Below are 17,963 nucleotides of genomic sequence, written 5' to 3' on the forward strand. Positions count from 1 at the left end.
TCCATGCCGAACTCAGTAGTGAAACGAAACAGCGCCGATGATAGTGTAGCATTTGCTATGTGAAAGTAGGACATTACCAGGCTTCAAATTGTAGAGAGCCCGAATCTAACGATTCGGGCTTTTTTACGTCTGCAAAAAAGTAAAATACGCGCAATTAACACACACTCATATCAACATTCATCATGTAGGTCGGGCGAGCGCAGCGACTCCTGACGCTAAAATTATGTTTAATCACACCAAAATCACTCAATATCTCTGCACGCCGATAAGTATGTAGCATTTGCTAGGTGACTTTTTACCGCTGTAGGCACTACGACATTCTACTGCGTAGCGCACCGACTTCACATTGTAGAAAGCCCTAATCGAAAGAGTCGGGCTTTTTTTACAGTAGAAGAAAGGTTAAATGCGAGCGAATAACGAAAAATCTAAACCGTAACATCATCAAGTACTTACATTAAAGACCTTAATGATCTAACTAAACCCGAAAGGTTCGCGTTTTAAAAGTGTAGTAAAGTTAATTTAGGTGAATAGCGTACAACTCACTCAACTATCTTATTCATATTTAATCTTTTTTACTTTCTATAAAAGCTAATTACTTTCATTTCCTTAGATAACAAATTTAATTTTGCTTTGTTACTGTCTTTGATTTAGGATCAAATCAGTTTAAAACCAAGAACTAACAGCCTGTGTATAGATTATTAATTAGCGCCATATCCATTTTATTTTGTTTTTCTGCGTCGGCAGTTGAAGTAACTGATCTATATCAAGATATTTTAAAAGTGGATGACAAAACACGAGACACTCGATTAGCTGCGAGTCGTAAAGCTTTGCTCAATGTTTTAGTTAAAGTAAGCGGTGATGAAACTGCGGATCAAAATAAATTAGCACAGCAACGCACTAAAGATATTTCTGATTATATGCTTAAGTTTGAATATGACGAGAGAGCAAATGGACAATTGAAACTCGTTGTTAAATTTGAAGCTCGAAAGATCAATGCGTTAATCAAAGAGTTAAACTTACCTTTATGGGGAGTGCAACGCCCGTTAGTCGCAATATGGTTAGGTATTGAGGACAATTGGCGCAGAGAATTAGTAACACAAGAAAGTTACCCGCAATTAGAGCAGTTAATTTATGACAAAGCAGGACGCCGTGGTCTACCTGTCGTTGTGCCATTACTTGACTTACAAGATAGACGTTTAGTAGGTATTCCTGAGGTATGGGGTAACTTTTCGGAACCAGTAGAAGAGGCCTCTAGGCGCTACAGTGCTGAGCGAAGTATTACAGCAAGAATGTATAAAGAAGCAGATAGCGAAAATTGGATTTTAGATTGGCGTTTTACTAATGATGATCAATTTGATTCAAATAGATTAACGGGCGATAAGCAGCAAATAGTGAGCCAAATGATTGATACCTTAGCTCGAGGCCTTGCTAGCGAGTACGCTATTGATCCAAATGCTTATTATGAACAAGCCGCAGCCACGCTAACATTAAAAGGCACGCAAAGTTTTGTTGATGTTGAATTAGCAAAACAAAGATTATTGAACTTAAGCGTTGTTACGCAAGTTAAAATTGTTCGTAAAACACCAGAGTTTGTAGAATTTAAACTAAATCACACTGGTAATCTAAGTGATCTTAAAAAAGGGCTAGGGCTGGACTCCTCATTTAAAGATTATGAGGACCCACGCGCTTTTTATCATGTTGTTGATAAAAACAGCTTAGAGTATCAATGGATAACGCCATAATGCTAACTTCTGAGCCGATGCAAATGGCATTACCGGTTACCTTGCCGGATGACGAAACATTTGCATCGTACTTTGGTGGGGAAGATTCGTTAGAGGTTAACCATTTAAAAGATAGCTTTTCGAAGTTAGCTAAAAAGTTTCAGTATACTTATTTATGTGGGTTAGGTGATTCGGGTAAGTCTCACCTTTTGTATGCAACCTGCATTAAAGCACAAGAGCGTGGCTTATCTAATATGCTGCTGTCTATGCGCGAAGTGGTTGACTTTGGACCTATGGTATTAGACGGTTTAGAAGCGCTTGATGTTCTATGTATTGATGACGTGCATTTAGTTGCAGGGAATGATGCATGGGAAAAAGCACTATTTAACTTTTTTAACAGGTTTAACGAACCCGGAAAAATGTTAGTAGTAACTGCCGATTTACTTCCTAGCATGCTCAATATCTCGCTGCCTGACTTAGAGTCTCGTTTAACGTGGGGGACAACCTTTCAAATTCGTTCTATGAGTGATGACGATAAAGCACAAGCACTTGTTAAGCGCGCTCATATGCGCGGTCTTGAATTAAGTGATGAGTGTGCACGCTTTTTACTAACCCGTTTAAGCCGTGATATGCGTGCTTTATTAGATGTACTCGACAAATTAGATCATGCATCTATGGCAGCACAGCGAAAATTAACTATTCCTTTTATAAAATCAACGTTAAAGCTGTAGTAGGTCTAGAATCTAGACCCTTCTTTCAGTTATCATAAGCTATTATCAGAGCGTGTTTACCTTTCCTGATTGGAATTTGTTTAACTTAAGAGTGCTTTAATCGCGTCGTGAGGACTTTAGCATAGTATTTATATGCAAAACCCGAACAACAAAGAAAATAGCCTTCAAGATAAACACTTCGAACAACACGTGTTTGGTCTTTATTTAGGGTTATTGCATGACTTATGTAGGAAACTACAGCCCAATGCTTAACCTTATTTAATAGCCAACCACACAGTTGAAAAGCAATCTTGAAAGGCCAACACGCTCTTAAGCAATCACCTTCTGTGAAAGATCAGGTATCGAATGAACTTAGAAAACATATTAGCGCAAGCACTTGAGGCGGTAGCCAGTGCCAGTGAAATAGCGCAGTTAGAAGATATCAGGGTTAATTACCTTGGTAAAAAAGGCGAAATCACTAGCTTACTTAAAACGTTAGGTAAAATAGCACCTGAAGAACGTAAAGAAGCAGGCCAAGTTATAAACCAAGCTAAACAGGATGTGCAAGCTGCTATTAACGAAAAGCGTGAATTGCTTGCAAGTAAAGCACTTGAAGAAAAGCTAGCTGCTGAAACTATAGATGTAACTCTGCCAGGGCGTGTTATGCCTACCGGCGGTTTACACCCTGTTACGCGCACTATTGAGCGTATAGAAAGCTTTTTTGGTGAGTTAGGTTTTGAAGTTAAATCTGGTCCAGAAATCGAAGACGATTTTCATAACTTTGATGCGCTAAATATCCCTGAGCACCATCCAGCACGTGCTGATCACGATACCTTTTATTTCAATCCTAAATTAGTACTACGCACACAAACTAGTGGCGTGCAAATTCGTACTATGGAAACTGAGCAGCCACCACTGCGCATTATTTCACCTGGACGTGTATACCGTAACGATTACGACCAAACACATACACCAATGTTCCACCAGGTTGAAGGTTTAATGGTTGATACCGATGTTAGCTTTACTGAGTTAAAAGGTATTTTGCATGATTTTTTACGTAACTTCTTTGAAGAAGATATGGAAATTCGTTTCCGTCCTTCATTCTTCCCGTTTACAGAACCTTCAGCTGAAGTAGATGTTATGGGTAAAGACGGTAAGTGGTTAGAAGTACTAGGCTGCGGCATGGTACATCCTAATGTACTTAAGTCTGTGGGCATTGACCCAGAAAAATACACCGGCTTTGCCTTTGGCATGGGTGTAGAGCGTTTAACTATGTTGCGCTATGGCGTAAACGATTTGCGTGCATTTTTCGAAAATGACTTAAAATTCCTGAACCAGTTCCGTTAAGAGTGAAACAATAAAATGAAATTTAGTGAAAAGTGGTTAAGAGAGTGGGTTAATCCTGCTATTGATACGCAAGCTCTTTCGGAACAGCTTTCAATGGCTGGTTTAGAAGTTGATGGTGTTGAGCCTGCTGCTGCCAAATTTAATGGCGTAGTTGTTGGTGAAGTTGTTGAATGTGGTCAACACCCTGATGCAGATAAACTTCGTGTTACCAAAATTAACGTAGGTGGCGATGAGCTACTTGATATCGTGTGTGGTGCACCAAATTGTCGTTTAGGTATTAAAGTTGCTGTTGCAACTGTGGGCGCTGTACTTCCTGGTGACTTTAAAATTAAAAAAGCCAAACTACGCGGCCAACCTTCAAACGGAATGCTATGTGCTTTTGTTGAGCTAGGTATTAGCGAAGAAGGCGACGGCATTATGGAATTGCCAAGCGATGCACCAGTAGGCACTGATTTACGTGACTACCTAGGTCTTGATGATAATATTATTGATGTTGATTTAACACCAAACCGTGGTGACTGCTTAGGTATAAAAGGTCTAGCACGCGAAGTAGGTGTTTTAAATAGCATTGACGTAAATGTATTAGATATCCCAGCGGTTACGCCAACAATTGATGACAAAGTATCAATTGAGCTAGTTAACGAAGATGCATGTCCTCGTTACCTTGGCCGTGTGATAAAGGACATTAACCTTGATGCTGAAACACCACTTTGGATGGTTGAAAAATTACGTCGTAGTGGCGTACGTTCTATCGATCCTGTAGTTGATGTTACTAACTATGTATTACTTGAACTTGGTCACCCAATGCACGCGTTTGATTTAAATGCGATTGAAGGTGGTATTAAAGTTCGTAGTGCAAACGCAGGCGAAGAACTTGTTTTATTAGATGGTAACACCGCTAAATTAAACGACACAACACTTGTGATAGCCGATCATAATAAAGCACTTGCAATTGCGGGTATTTTTGGTGGGGAGCAATCAGGTGTTACAGATAAAACATCTGATATATTACTTGAAAGCGCATTTTTTAATCCTGTAGCAATTGCAGGACAAGCACGTAGCTACGGTTTACACACTGATGCTTCACACCGTTATGAACGCGGTGTTGATTTTGCTCTACAACACGATGCAATGGAACGTGCAACAGCACTTCTTCTTGAAATTGTGGGTGGTCAAGCAGGTCCAGTAGTTGAAGCTGTTGCGGCTGATAAACTACCAAAAGTGACTGAAGTACGTCTTCGTCGTGCACGTTTAAACCGTGTTATTGGTCATCATATTGAAGATGCTAAAGTAACAGATATTCTTACGCGTTTAGGTCTTGATGTTAAAGTAGAAAATGAAAGCTGGAGTGCGGACGTACCAAGCTACCGTTTTGATATTCGCATCGAAGAAGATTTAATTGAAGAAGTAGCACGTGTTTACGGTTACAACAGCATTCCAAATGTTGCACCAACTGCAAAACTTAAAATGACGACACATAACGAAGCAACTATTGCGCTTAGCAAGTTCCGCAATACGTTAGTGACTCGTGGTTACCAAGAAGCAATTACGTACAGCTTTGTAGACCCTAAAGCACAAGCTATTTTACACCCAGAGTGTAAAGCAATGGTATTACCGCATCCTATTTCAATTGAAATGTCAGCAATGCGTGTAAGTTTAATGCCGGGTTTATTAGCGTCTGTAGCGTATAACCAAAATCGCCAACAGCCTCGTATTCGTTTATTCGAACATGGTCTTAAATTTATAAGCGACGAAAGTGCAGAAAATGGTGTTTACCAAGTACCGGTTATTGGCGGTGTTATTACGGGTCTTGTAAATGGTGAACATTGGGTTGAAGAAAAACGCAATGTTGATTTTTACGATTTAAAAGGTGATGTTGAAGCCTTACTTGCAATTACCAATGACATTACTCGCTTTGAAATTAAAGCCGAGCAGTCAGATGGACTTCACCCTGGTCAATCAGCAGTAATATATGTTGATGGTAAAAAGGTTGGTTTTTTTGGTGCTTTACATCCTCAAGCTCAAAAGTCGTTAGATATCAACAACGCAACTTTTGTTTTTGAAATTGAAATGTCAGCAATAGAAAAAAGAAATTTACCGCAAGCCGAAGGGGTGTCTAAATTCCCTTCAAATCGCCGCGACATCGCGATTTTAGTGGCAGACAGCGTTAAATCTGGCGACATTTTAAGCGTGATCGAAAAAGTTGGCGGAAATCAATTGGTTGACCTAAACTTATTCGATGTGTATAAGGGCAAAGGTATTGAGCCAAATTATAAGAGTTTGGCGATTGCTCTAACACTGCAAGCGGTTGATAGAACACTCGAAGAGAAAGATATCAATCTAGTAGTTGATAACGTGGTGGCCGAATTGGCCGAACAGTTTAATGCATCGTTGAGGGACTAGATATGGCGCTTACTAAAGCCGACATAGCTGAACACCTATTTGAAAAGCTCGGGATCAATAAAAAAGATGCCAAAGATTTAGTTGAAGCGTTTTTTGAAGAAATCCGCTCAGCGCTAGAAAAAGGCGAGCAGGTTAAGCTCTCTGGATTTGGTAACTTTGATCTTCGAGACAAAAAAGAAAGACCAGGCCGCAATCCGAAAACAGGCGAAGATATTCCTATTTCGGCACGTCGCGTGGTGACTTTTCGACCAGGTCAAAAGCTTAAAACCCGCGTAGAGGTGGGCACAAGCAAAGCAAAATAAAAAAAGGCAGCGTAAGCTGCCTTTTTTATTGTCTAAAATAACTCCGCTCTAGCGGAGTTATTTAGTTGTACCGTTAGAAAACTTTTTTAAAACTCTCGAGGAGATACAAAATCACCTGCCATTATTTGCTGAAATGTTTGCTCTGCAAGTACATCTAGGCTGTCTAAGCTTTTACCATTCGTTATTAATTGCTGCTCAATTTCAAACACGTCAATATTTTCAATCCCCGACATTTGCGCTACTTTAGAAAATATATATGCATGCTTAAATTTATCATGTTTATAAAAAAGACTAATAAGTGATGTATACACTTCAGGATTCGGTACGTTGTCTTTTTTATTGAGTTCTAAAGTCTTATAAAGCAAATCGATGGTTTTTTCATCATCAAATTTAATATAGTATGATGCTAGAAAAAATTGCATTTCGGCACTTTGCGTTACACTTTTGTCATTTTCTATCGCTAATAATTTAGTCAGTGCACTTTGGTTATTATTTCGTGACCATTGGTAGTAGAGCAAACCTGGATGGTTTGTATTTTGGGTATCTTGATATAAGCGAGTCATTTCTTTAATGCTCGTTAATTGACCGTCAATACGTGACGTTTTTTTAGCTTTTAACTTAATATGTTCAATTTTAGCGGCCACAGTTATACATTGGTTATAGGATTCAAAGTCCTTGAGTAATTGGTATTTATTTTCATCAGTAGGGTCTTTGTATTCTATGTAACGTTTGATAATCACATCAGAACGCTCATCCTTGCAGTGGCTGTCTTTGTTTAAGTCGCTACAAAAGCCAGGTGTTTCTTTGCACACTTGTGCGAGTGTCAACGGTTCTTCACACCCTGTCAACGTTAGCAAACCCAATAGTACACTTGCTTTTTTAAGCATCCCTTAACCCCAAATGAATATCTACCTTGCTATTCTAACGCAATCATTTAACGCCTAACAGTAGAGAATAACTTCAGATTAAATTAGAATAGCCCTGCCTGAAGTGCATTACTCTCAAAATATAGTGCATTTTTAAAGGCTATCCGTTCAAAATGATAAACTTAGGTAAATAAAATGACCTCATCTCACGAGTTAGAATACACAAATAGTTGGCAAGAGCGCCAAGATTACGCAGAAAGCATGCAACCAATTATTGGTAAGCTTTACCGTAATCGTGGTATCGAAATCGCTGTATATGGCCGTCCTCTCGTAAATGCCAGTACTATCGATATTATCAAATCTCACAAAACCGTTGCTCAGTTTGAAGGCACTAAATTACGTTTGCGCGAAAGCTTCCCATTTTTAGAAGCTATCAGCAAAATGGAATTAAACTCAGCACGTATTGATATTGGTAAGCTTGCATATAGTTATTTGTTCACTGAAGCCGCAAAAGGTCGTTCAGTAGAAGAGTTTGTAAAAGATGAACTTGCAGAAATAGCTGACTTACCAGCGAAAGAACCACGCGATGTTGTATTGTATGGTTTTGGTCGTATTGGTCGTTTACTAGCGCGTTTATTAATTGAAAAATCAGGTCCATATGCAGATTTACGTTTGCGGGCTATTGTTGTGCGTGGCGGTAAAGATGGGGATCTTGAAAAGCGCGCAAGCTTACTGCGTCGTGATTCAATTCACGGTCCTTTCAATGGTTCAATCACTATTGATAAAGAGCGTAATGCAATTAAAGCTAACGGTAGCTACATTCAAGTTATTTACGCTAACTCTCCTAGCGAAATTGATTACACTCAATACGGTATCGACAATGCATTAATTGTTGATAACACCGGTATTTGGAAAGACGAAGCGGGCCTTGGCCAGCATCTAGAGTGTAAGGGCGCTGCAAAAGTATTATTAACAGCTCCTGCAAAAGGTAATATCAAAAACATCGTATATGGTGTTAATAACAAAGATATTTTACCTGAAGATAAAATCGTTTGTGCAGCAAGCTGTACAACTAATGCAATTACACCAACGCTTAAAGCACTAAACGATAAGTTTGGTATTAATAATGGTCATGTTGAAACTGTACACTCGTACACGAACGATCAAAACCTTATTGATAACTACCACAAAGCAGAGCGCCGTGGCCGTGCCGCAGCACTTAACATGGTAATTACTGAAACAGGGGCTGCAAAAGCGGTTTCAAAAGCATTACCAGAGCTTGAAGGCAAATTAACAGGTAACGCAATCCGCGTACCTACACCTAATGTGTCGCTAGCTATTTTAAATCTTAACTTAGCAACAAGCACATCAGTTGAAGAGCTAAACGCATTTTTACGCGATACTGCACTTCATTCAGACTTACGTGACCAAATTGATTACACCGCATCAACGGAAATTGTATCTACCGATTTAGTAGGTAGCCGTTACGCAGGTGTTGTTGATTCACAAGCAACGATTGTTGAAGATAACCGTATCGTTTTGTATGTATGGTACGACAATGAGTTTGGTTACAGCTGCCAAGTAGTTCGTTGTATGCGCGATATGGCCGAAGTGTCATTCCCAAGCTTACCTCGCTAATTTATTTGCAGTGACTTAAAAGCCAGCATGTTGCTGGCTTTTTTGGTCGTGTATTATTTTTAAAGTGTATGCCTTGTGATAGGCTTTAATTAAGAAAATGCACATTCGTTTTACTATTTACAAAATAATGTCAGTTCTGTGAATTAATAAACAGATAAACTTATTCAACCTAAAGGTTTTTCCATGAAAATCAGCAGCAATTTCGACAGTGGTAATATCAAAGTTATTGAAGCCACCGATCCTTTAAATATTCAATTAGAAATTAATAAAGATCACCAGTCTGAATTTTATCAGTGGTTTCACTTTCGTCTTGAAACAACACCTTACCAATTGCATAAGTTAAATATTAATGAGCTTGATAAATCAGCTTACCCAGATGGTTGGGAAGGGTATCAAGCTGTTGCATCATATGACCGTCAAACATGGTTTCGCGTACCATCAAGCTATGAAAATGGCACATTAAGCTTTGAAATTGAACCAGAGTGCGGCAGTGTTTATTTTGCTTACTTTGCACCATACAGTTACGACCGCCATTTAGATTTATTGTCTTGGGCACAAAGCCAAGGTGCTTGCCAATTAATAACGCTTGGTGAAACACTCGATGGCCGCGATATGAGTGTGCTTAAAATTGGTGAGCCAAGTGAAGATAAGAAAAACATCTGGATCACAGCACGTCAACATCCAGGTGAAACAATGGCAGAGTGGTATGTTGAAGGTCTACTGCACAAACTTCTTGATGACGAGGATCCACATGCAGCTGCGCTTCTATCAAAAGCAGTGTTTTACGTTGTGCCAAATATGAATCCAGATGGCAGCGCACGCGGACATCTTCGTACTAATGCTAAAGGCGTTAACTTAAACCGTGAATGGCAAACACCAAGTATGGAAAATAGCCCCGAGGTTTACTTAGTGCTTAATAAAATGCGCGAAGCTGGCTTAGATATGCACTTAGACATACACGGTGATGAAGCTATACCTTATAACTTTGTGGCAGGCAGTGAAGGTATTCCAAGTTACGATGCTCGTCTTAAAGGCCTTGAAGATAGCTTTAAAGCTGCGCTTTTGACTATTACTCCAGAGTTTCAAGATGAGCATGGCTATCCAAAAGATGAGCCAGGTCAAGCTAACCTTACGGTAGGTTCATCAGCTACTGCTGAAGAATTCAAAGCATTAACGTACACAATTGAAATGCCATTTAAAGACAACAACGATTTACCTGATCCAGACTATGGCTGGTCAGACCGTCGTTCTTATCAATTTGGTCAAGATACATTAGCGGCTATTGTTAATGTTGTTGATGATTTAAGATAAAACGCTTATCTAAAAGGGTATCAATAGTTTTGATACCCTTTTTGCTTTTAATAAAACCCTTTGTATAAAAAAATAATAATCATATAGCAGCTTTATTCTTAAAACGTTTTCAACGCTTCTTCGCTGCGTATCATCACCGTATCGGTACAAATCAATCTACTTTCATTTAAATACTACAGATGTAGTGCCTTTTGCCAAGTGTGTAATTATATATTTTGAAAATTAAGTGTTAACAACCTTGGGGTACTTAAGTTAATATTAATTAAATCATGAGTCGGGGCGGAAGAGGTGAAATCTTATTTCGTAAAGCTTATGTAGCGTAGTAGCTAAAACAGAGTCTCGTAATTAAAAAATAATAAATATAACTATAGAGGATATCCATGGAAGCTTTTGTAAGCGCTGTTAATGATGTTGTTTGGAGTAATGCACTCATCTATTTATGCCTAGGCGCAGGCTTGTTTTATTCAGTACTAACTAGATTTGCTCAAGTTAGACATTTTAAAGAAATGTGTAAGTTATTATTTAGTCCTAACACGTCTGATAAAGGTATTTCATCTTTTCAAGCCCTTGCAGTATCGTTGTCTGGACGCGTAGGCGTTGGTAATATCGCAGGTGTGGCAGCAGCTATCGGTTTTGGTGGGCCAGGTGCTATTTTTTGGATGTGGGTTGTTGCTTTTCTAGGTGCAAGTACTGCTTACGCAGAATCTACTTTAGGCCAAATTTATAAAACAGAAGAAGACGGGCAATATCGTGGTGGCCCAGCCTATTATTTTGACCGTTGTTTAGGACAAAAATGGTTGGCTGTCTTATTTGCTGTTTCGGCAATTATTGCATGTGGTGTTTTTCTGCCTGGTGTACAAGCGAATGCGGTAGGTAATGCGTTTACCCAAGTATTTGGCGATGGCAATATGGTCTCGACTAGTTTTGGTGATGTAGGTAGCTTTAAGTTAGTCGCTTTGGCAATAATCCTTATTGTTTTAGCGTTTATTATTTTTGGCGGTATAAAACGTATTGCGAACTTTACGCAAATAGTAGTGCCATTTATGGCGCTTGGTTACATAGTACTGGCATTAATCGTGGTATTTTTAAATTTAGATAAAGTAGGCGATATATTCTATTTAATTATTAGTGATGCATTTACTGCGCAGGCCGGTTTTGGTGCCGCTATTGGTTGGGGCGTTAAGCGTGGTATATATTCTAATGAAGCAGGGCAAGGTAGTGGGCCTCATGCAGCCGCAGCAGCAGAGGTTGATCACCCTGCTCAACAGGGTTTAGTGCAAGCTTTCTCTGTTTATGTTGATACCATTTTTGTATGTACTGCAACAGCACTCATGATTTTAATAACGCAGCAATACAATGTTGTGGGTGAGTTACCAGCAGGGCAGTTCATTGTACAAAATGTTGATGCAGCGACTGAGGTCGGTTCAGCAGCCTTTACTCAAATGGCTTTATTTAGTGTATTTGGCAGCTTTGGACAAGCATTTGTCGGTATTGCATTATTCTTCTTTGCCTTTACCACAATACTCGCTTATTACTTTATTGCAGAAACTAATATTGCTTACTTAAATCGTTATTTTAAAGGCAATATCCCACTTGTCCTCGTGAAGTTCGTGATTATGTTTATGGTTGCATACGGTATGGTTAATAATTCAGGTTATATCTGGACTATTGGAGATATTGGCGTTGGTTTAATGGCCTGGATTAACATATTGGGTATCTTAGCTATTTTCTTTGTAGCTAAGCCTGCTTTACTATGTTTGAGCGATTATGAAGATCAGAAGAAAAAAGGCGGAAAAATCATATTTGACCCAGTTAAATTAGGGATTAAAAACGCCTCGTTTTGGGAAAAGCGTCTAGAGAAACAGTCAAAAGACGCTGAGTAATTAAACTTAGTGGGCAACTTAGAAAATTATAGCCCCTAAATCAGTTGTTGGTTTGAATTCAAAAAAGACAACGAGAAATAAAACAAGTACAATAAAGGCGCCGAAAGGCGCTTTTTTTATGCGTAGTATGGAGAGAAGTATGGCGATTATTCGTTGCCCAAAATGTGCAAAATCAATTTCAGATAAACATAAGCAATGTCCGCATTGCGAAAGCAACATTGCAGAGCTAAACGACGAGCAAGTTTTACAACTTCAGCGCGAACAGCGAATTAAAAAAAAGCAGATGTTTATAAATCACTCCTTTTTGGCGCTTATCTTATTTTTAGGTGGTTTTTTCTGCTTGTACTTTTTACAACCGCAAGAAGAAACACTTCAGTGGTATGCTTACACTGCCGCAATAGGCATAGGCTGTATTTGGTACCTTGTAAATCGTATTATTTTAGTGACTCTAAAAAAGAAAAAATGACATGAACATCGACAATCTTGTACAAAATATTACTCCCGAATTATTCGAACGCTTACAATACGGTGCTTCTACTGGCAAGTGGCCAGACGGTACCGTTTTATCAGATGAACAAAAGCAACAAACAGTGCAGTTGGTTATGTTGTATCAAGCAAAGGTGGCTCAATCAAACGAGCAATTTACGATTGGTGCTAATGGTGAAATGATCCAAAAGACAAAAGCTCAACTACAAAAAGAATTCAAATCAGACAACGAAATAGCTAGGTTTAGTGAACATGATCTTTAAGCACCTTTTTACACCTAAGTGGAAACACCCAAAGCAACAAGTACGTCTTGATGCTATCGAAAAATTAGACATTGAACGTGATGCAACCATATTAAACACGTTAGCACTTGAAGATAGCTCAGCTGAAATTCGCCGTAAAGCGCTGCAAAAGGTAAACAATTTGCCGCTATGGTGGAAAGCGTATAAACAAGATCAAGCATTAAAAGATATAGCAGAGCTGCAAATATCTAATGCTGTTTTAAATAGCGAAAGTACATTAACAGCGCAAATCAAAAGTGAATACATAGAGCGTTTTGCACCTGTTAAAACACTCGAAAAGTTAGCATTTGCAGAAAAAGAACTGCAAGTACGCGTTAAATTATTAAAACGTTTAGCAAATCCAAAATTAGTAGAAAAAGCATTTAAAGAAGGTAGCGAAGAGCTACAAACTCAGTTAGTTGAACTTGTTATTACCCATCAATTAATTAAGCCATTAGTAAAACATGCAAAAGGTGATGCAAAAGCAGCACTTGAAACGCATATTGAAAATGAGCGTTTAGCAATTGAAATGCCACTTCAGGTTGAAAGTGCAACACGTGTTATTTTAGCTAAGTTAAATGCCTTACGCGAAAAAACAGATTTTGGTGTTGTAAATCCACAAGCCGGCGAATTAATGGTCCAGTGGCAAGCACTTGAGCTTAAATGGTTAAGTGATGAGCGTGTAAAGCTTCTTGATGAAAAATACACTTCGATTACCACTAAGTTAGATGTACACATTGAACAGCTAAAAGCAGTACATGACAAAGAGCAGCAGCAATTAGCGCAACAACAGCGTCAATTATTAGCACTTGCAACACTTGAAGCTTTGGGTGAAGAAATTGAAAATGCCTTACAGCTTGGTCTTGAAACTCCAGAGCAAATTCAACAAGATTGGCTTGATGCAAAAGTAGCGCAAGCTAAGCAAGCTATTAGCGAAACAGAACTTGCTAATAATGCACAATCAAAACTCGCTGTAAGCAAGTTAGAAAAACTATTTACTCAAGTTGCTAAATTACCCGAGCTAACAACGGCTATTAAAGAGTACAAACTCGCTTTTGCAGCATTATGCGAAATTAAGCCAGCAGAAGATTTAGCACAATACGATGCAACTCTAACTGAATTTAATAATGGCTTTAAAGCAGCGCGTAATCATTTGAATATTTTAGATGGCGCACTGCAAAGTACCTTTAAAACACAGTTAAATGGGCATAAAAAGCAATTTTTAGCACCAATGAATGAGCTAGTTAAGCCACTTGAAAAAAACCAAAGCCAAGCAAAGCGCAAAGCTCGTGATGTTAAGCGCCTAATTGAGGAAGGTCGTTTTAATGTTGCTTTTGGCGTGTTTAAAGGCTTTGAAGAGTTATTTGATACACTTACTGAGCAATACCAGCAGCCACTTGTGAACATAAAAGCAGACCTTGAAGCGCAACTTGCAGATGCGAAAGATTGGCAAAAATACGCTGCAGCACCAAAGCGTAAAGCTTTATTAGAAGAAGTAAGTGCATTAGTAAGCGAAGAGTGTACAGACCCACAACAACGCGCAGAGCAAGTAAAAGCGCTACGTAAACGCTGGAATGAGTTAGGTCGTTTAGATACAGATGAAGAAAAGCAACAAGGTGTGCAGTTTGATGAACAAATCGAGTTGTTATTTGCGCCTTGCCGTAGTTACTTCGCAGAGCAAGAAGTACAACGCGAGGCCTCAAAAGCACAACGTGAAAGTATTATTAACGACATGCATGCGCTCCATTTGCAGCCTACTGCTGAGGATGACTTTGATTGGAAGCAATATGAAAGCCAATACAATCGTTTAAATAAAGCGTGGCGCAGTGTGGGTAAAGTTGACCCTAAAACATACCGTACACTAAACGATCGTTATAAAAATGAGCAACAACAAGTACTGGCTTTATTAAACGCATTTCATAAAAGTAATGCAGCACTTAAAAATGAACTAGTAGAAAAAGCGCAGCAATTATCACAAAGCGATGATTTAGCCGCTGCTTGCCAAGAGTTGAAGCAAATGCAGCAGCAATGGCAAACCATTGGCTTTGCTGGTTTAAAAGCTGAAAATGCGTTATGGCAAAAGTTTCGTCAGTATAACGATGAAACATTTACTAAGCGTAGTAGTGAGTTTGAGCAGCAAAAACTCGAGCAAAACGAGTCAGATAAACAAGCAATTGCAGAACTTGCTGAGCTTGAAGCAGCACTTAGTGATGTTAATCAAAGAGCGCAGTTGCACGACCTAGAAACAAAAGTGAAAGGGTACACGCAATTTAGATCGTTAGCGCCAAAGGTTACTAAGCTACTAGCTGCTATTGAAGATAAACTTGCATTGCTTACAAGTAAATCTGAGCAAGCTAATTTAGATGCGTTAATTACAGCACTTGAAAACAATGAAGCGTTACCAAGTCAGTATCAAGCACCACTTAAAACAGCATTAAATACAGATCAACTTATTACGCGCATGGAAATATTAGCGAACGTAAGTTCAACTGATAAGTCACTTAGAATGGCAGAACAAGTAGCCATGTTAGATGACAAACATCGTGGCGAACATGCTGATTTAAACTATTATTTAAAACAGTTATTAGCGCTCAGTAGCGGTTCAGTTGAACCTGACACACTAACGCGACTTAAAGCGACACTTGCAGCTTAATACACTAGGGCGTGTTGACCTTTCGTGGTTGAATTTGCAGCAGACTGTTTGGTATTTAGGCAAGGCAGAGTCTATGTAGTGTGGTTATTTCCCATAAATAGGCGATAACGCAGCATAAATGCCAAACATGCGCTGCCCTTTGGGTTCTTTCTAGGGACGATTAACTCTTTGTTGCTCGGTTTTGACTTAGCCCGCTAGGTTACAAACCTCACGCCGCGATTAAATCGACCCTAGATTGAACAAATTTCAATCCACAAAGGTCAACACGCCCTAGAACCAGCGTAATATATGCTGGTTACTATTTTAATAAGCCGCTTTAATAGCGGCTTTTTTATGTACCACTAATTTATAAACAAAAGGGTTCTCATGAGAATTTTAGTTATTATTGCAGCGTTATTTTTAACTGCCTGTAATACCACGCAAGGCATATCAGTATATTCATTTACTAACTCTGAGGTTGAGTCTGTACTGGGTAAGCAATTACCAAAGTTAAGTGAAAAAGTAAGCTTAATGGGTTTGCCAGTTCAGTTTGATGTAAATGATTTGAGCGTAAATATTGGGCCTGATAACCGCGACGTTGTTGTTCTTGGTGCTGATTCAAGCGCTGAAATTAATGCATTCGCACTTAAATACCCAGTGCGTTTAAAGCTACAAATTGAAGGTAGCCCATTTTACGACAGTGAGAAAAAAGCGGTGTTTTTACGTAATATTAAATTACTTGATTCGAGTGTTGATGCCGGTGGTTTCAAAGGTAATTTAGGTGCACTTGATAGCCAAGCAATGGATGTGATTAATGCTTTTTTAGCGGTTAACCCTGTTTATACTCTAAATATGGATGACCCTAAAATGATGCTACTTAGTAAGCTTCCACTTGATATGAAAGTGGTTGAAGGTGCAATTAAGCTAGTACCTCGTCTATAAGTAGATCTACCTACTTATAATATACGTATTAATTAGCCTGACTTTCAGGCTAATTAGGTTTTAATATTATGGCGGCTCCTCGTACTGTTCCCACTTCTAGGCTTTCTCGCTTTGCAAAATTAGGCTCACTTGCCACAGGTGTTGCTACCAACATGTTAGTTGATGGCGCTAAGAGCGCGCTAACAGGTAAAGGTTGGGACAATAAAAGCTTACTGCTACAACCTAAAAACATTGAAAAACTAGCTATACAGCTATCTCATTTACGTGGCGCCGCAATGAAGCTCGGGCAATTGCTTTCAATGGATGCCGGTGATTTACTTAGTCCTGAATTGTCTCAGTTACTTGCTTTACTGCGCTCAGACGCGAATCCAATGCCTCATAAGCAGCTTGTTGAAGTGTTAAAAGAGCAATGGGGGGATGAGTGGCTAGCGCGTTTTTCTCATATTGAATTAAGACCTTTTGCAGCGGCTTCTATAGGGCAAGTTCATTTAGCTTACAAGGAGAATGGTGAGCAACTGGCTGTTAAAATTCAATACCCTGGTATTGCAAAAAGTGTAGTAAGTGATGTCGATAACGTTATTTCTTTATTAACGATTTCTCGATTATTGCCAAAAGATCTTAATATTAAACCACTTATTAGTGAGGCTAAAGCGCAGTTATTAGCCGAGGCTGATTATAAGCGGGAGGCTCAGTACTTAATACGTTATAAAAATGCACTAGCAACTAATCCCCACTTTAAAGTGCCTAACGTATATCCAGAGCACAGCACACAACAAGTACTTACTATGGAATATATAAAAGCAGAGCCCATTGAGAGCATTACACAGCTACCTGATAGTCAAAAAAGCTTTGTTGCAGAGCAACTTATTGATTTGTTTTTTAAAGAAATGTTTGAATTTAAATTAATTCAAACCGACCCTAACTTTGCCAATTTTCATTATCAGCTTGATACACAAAAAATTGTTTTATTTGATTTTGGTGCAACCCGAGAAATATCAACAGAGCTTAGTTTAGCGTATTTAGCTTTATTTAAAGCGGGTAGTGAAAACAACAGAGAAGGTGTACTTAAAGCGGCTTCACATATTGGTTATTTTAAAAATGACTTAGTTGATGAGTATAAAAACAACGTCATTGATTTATTCTTAATGGCGTGCGAGCCACTAAGAGCAGAAGGAAAATTTGATTTTAAAAACAGCGAACTCGCGCTCAAAATTAAAAATGCAGGGCTTGCTCTTAGTGGGCAATCTCAGCAATGGCATACACCGCCCGTTGATGCGCTGTTTATTCACCGAAAACTTGCAGGACTTTATTTAATTGCCGCAAGGCTAGGTGCAAAAATAGATGTAAAAACGCTATTTAAGCACTATTTATAGCGTTTTAATTTACACGTAAGTGCATTTTAAGTAATGAGTGCACTTAATGTATAAAATTGCCATAATGC

At 38.8% G+C, this 17,963-nt stretch carries 14 protein-coding genes; 13 read left to right on the top strand and 1 reads right to left on the bottom strand.

The window, feature by feature from the left end; all coding sequences use genetic code 11:
* Window positions 1-686 precede the first annotated feature (686 nt).
* The 5 genes from L655_RS0110560 to ihfA all read left to right on the top strand — a co-directional run bounded on the left by L655_RS0110560 (window position 687) and on the right by ihfA (window position 6,483).
* On the top strand, window positions 687-1,742 hold the full coding sequence (locus tag L655_RS0110560; protein WP_010554011.1) for a DUF2066 domain-containing protein: 1,056 nt from the start codon (window positions 687-689) through the stop codon (window positions 1,740-1,742).
* Entirely contained in the window at window positions 1,742-2,452 is a 711-nt protein-coding gene (hda, locus tag L655_RS0110565; RefSeq protein ID WP_024600452.1) for a DnaA regulatory inactivator Hda, read from the top strand. The genes L655_RS0110560 and hda overlap by 1 nt, the downstream gene beginning before the upstream one ends.
* Window positions 2,453-2,797: 345 nt before the next feature.
* Window positions 2,798-3,778, top strand: coding sequence for a phenylalanine--tRNA ligase subunit alpha (pheS, locus tag L655_RS0110570; RefSeq protein WP_002960692.1), 981 nt, complete (start codon window positions 2,798-2,800; stop codon window positions 3,776-3,778).
* 15 nt (window positions 3,779-3,793) lie between these two features.
* Entirely contained in the window at window positions 3,794-6,181 is a 2,388-nt protein-coding gene (gene pheT, locus L655_RS0110575) for a phenylalanine--tRNA ligase subunit beta (RefSeq protein ID WP_024605014.1), read from the top strand.
* 2 nt (window positions 6,182-6,183) lie between these two features.
* Window positions 6,184-6,483, top strand: coding sequence for an integration host factor subunit alpha (gene ihfA, locus L655_RS0110580; protein WP_002960690.1), 300 nt, complete (start codon window positions 6,184-6,186; stop codon window positions 6,481-6,483).
* Between the two features lie 86 nt (window positions 6,484-6,569).
* Here ihfA and L655_RS0110585 read toward each other — a convergent pair whose 3' ends face one another.
* Complete coding sequence (locus L655_RS0110585; protein WP_024605015.1) at window positions 6,570-7,370, bottom strand: DUF2989 domain-containing protein; 801 nt, start codon at window positions 7,368-7,370, stop codon at window positions 6,570-6,572.
* 174 nt (window positions 7,371-7,544) lie between these two features.
* Between L655_RS0110585 and L655_RS0110590 the strand changes: the two genes are divergently transcribed.
* The 8 genes from L655_RS0110590 (at window position 7,545) to L655_RS0110625 (ending at window position 17,895) form a co-directional block, all read left to right on the top strand.
* Window positions 7,545-8,987: a glyceraldehyde-3-phosphate dehydrogenase gene (locus tag L655_RS0110590; protein ID WP_024605016.1), complete on the top strand. Its 1,443-nt coding sequence runs from the start codon at window positions 7,545-7,547 to the stop codon at window positions 8,985-8,987.
* Window positions 8,988-9,170: 183 nt separating this feature from the next.
* A complete protein-coding gene (locus L655_RS0110595; protein WP_024600456.1) occupies window positions 9,171-10,298 on the top strand; it encodes a M14-type cytosolic carboxypeptidase in 1,128 nt (375 codons plus the stop codon).
* 380 nt (window positions 10,299-10,678) lie between these two features.
* Window positions 10,679-12,181, top strand: a complete 1,503-nt coding sequence (locus L655_RS0110600; RefSeq protein ID WP_024605017.1) for an alanine/glycine:cation symporter family protein — start codon at window positions 10,679-10,681, stop codon at window positions 12,179-12,181.
* Between the two features lie 139 nt (window positions 12,182-12,320).
* Window positions 12,321-12,647 carry a hypothetical protein gene (locus L655_RS0110605; protein ID WP_024605018.1) on the top strand — a complete coding sequence of 109 codons (327 nt, stop codon included), beginning with the start codon at window positions 12,321-12,323 and terminating at the stop codon, window positions 12,645-12,647.
* Window position 12,648: 1 nt separating this feature from the next.
* Window positions 12,649-12,930, top strand: a complete 282-nt coding sequence (locus tag L655_RS0110610) for a DUF1315 family protein (protein ID WP_007378333.1) — start codon at window positions 12,649-12,651, stop codon at window positions 12,928-12,930.
* The gene (locus L655_RS0110615) at window positions 12,920-15,601 is read left to right on the top strand and encodes a DUF349 domain-containing protein (protein ID WP_024605019.1); all 2,682 of its coding nucleotides are present in this window, start codon (window positions 12,920-12,922) and stop codon (window positions 15,599-15,601) included. Before L655_RS0110610 ends, L655_RS0110615 begins: the two co-directional genes overlap by 11 nt.
* 366 nt (window positions 15,602-15,967) lie before the next feature.
* Window positions 15,968-16,522 (top strand): DUF1439 domain-containing protein, encoded by a 555-nt coding sequence (locus L655_RS0110620; protein WP_002960677.1) that lies wholly within the window; start codon window positions 15,968-15,970, stop codon window positions 16,520-16,522.
* Between the two features lie 68 nt (window positions 16,523-16,590).
* The gene (locus L655_RS0110625; RefSeq protein WP_024605020.1) at window positions 16,591-17,895 is read left to right on the top strand and encodes an AarF/ABC1/UbiB kinase family protein; all 1,305 of its coding nucleotides are present in this window, start codon (window positions 16,591-16,593) and stop codon (window positions 17,893-17,895) included.
* Window positions 17,896-17,963 lie beyond the last annotated feature (68 nt).

Origin of the sequence: Pseudoalteromonas sp. TAE79 (assembly GCF_000498015.1) — a bacterium.
Taxonomy (GTDB): Bacteria; Pseudomonadota; Gammaproteobacteria; order Enterobacterales; family Alteromonadaceae; genus Pseudoalteromonas.

Coding starts and splice junctions, on each gene's coding strand:
- L655_RS0110620 (WP_002960677.1), top strand. CDS start 15,968: ATGAGAATTTTAGTTATTATTGCAGCGTTATTTTTAACTGCCTGTAAT.
- pheT (WP_024605014.1), top strand. CDS start 3,794: ATGAAATTTAGTGAAAAGTGGTTAAGAGAGTGGGTTAATCCTGCTATT.
- L655_RS0110610 (WP_007378333.1), top strand. CDS start 12,649: ATGAACATCGACAATCTTGTACAAAATATTACTCCCGAATTATTCGAA.
- L655_RS0110605 (WP_024605018.1), top strand. CDS start 12,321: ATGGCGATTATTCGTTGCCCAAAATGTGCAAAATCAATTTCAGATAAA.
- L655_RS0110595 (WP_024600456.1), top strand. CDS start 9,171: ATGAAAATCAGCAGCAATTTCGACAGTGGTAATATCAAAGTTATTGAA.
- pheS (WP_002960692.1), top strand. CDS start 2,798: ATGAACTTAGAAAACATATTAGCGCAAGCACTTGAGGCGGTAGCCAGT.
- L655_RS0110600 (WP_024605017.1), top strand. CDS start 10,679: ATGGAAGCTTTTGTAAGCGCTGTTAATGATGTTGTTTGGAGTAATGCA.
- L655_RS0110615 (WP_024605019.1), top strand. CDS start 12,920: ATGATCTTTAAGCACCTTTTTACACCTAAGTGGAAACACCCAAAGCAA.
- L655_RS0110625 (WP_024605020.1), top strand. CDS start 16,591: ATGGCGGCTCCTCGTACTGTTCCCACTTCTAGGCTTTCTCGCTTTGCA.
- L655_RS0110585 (WP_024605015.1), bottom strand. CDS start 7,370: ATGCTTAAAAAAGCAAGTGTACTATTGGGTTTGCTAACGTTGACAGGG.
- hda (WP_024600452.1), top strand. CDS start 1,742: ATGCTAACTTCTGAGCCGATGCAAATGGCATTACCGGTTACCTTGCCG.
- L655_RS0110590 (WP_024605016.1), top strand. CDS start 7,545: ATGACCTCATCTCACGAGTTAGAATACACAAATAGTTGGCAAGAGCGC.
- ihfA (WP_002960690.1), top strand. CDS start 6,184: ATGGCGCTTACTAAAGCCGACATAGCTGAACACCTATTTGAAAAGCTC.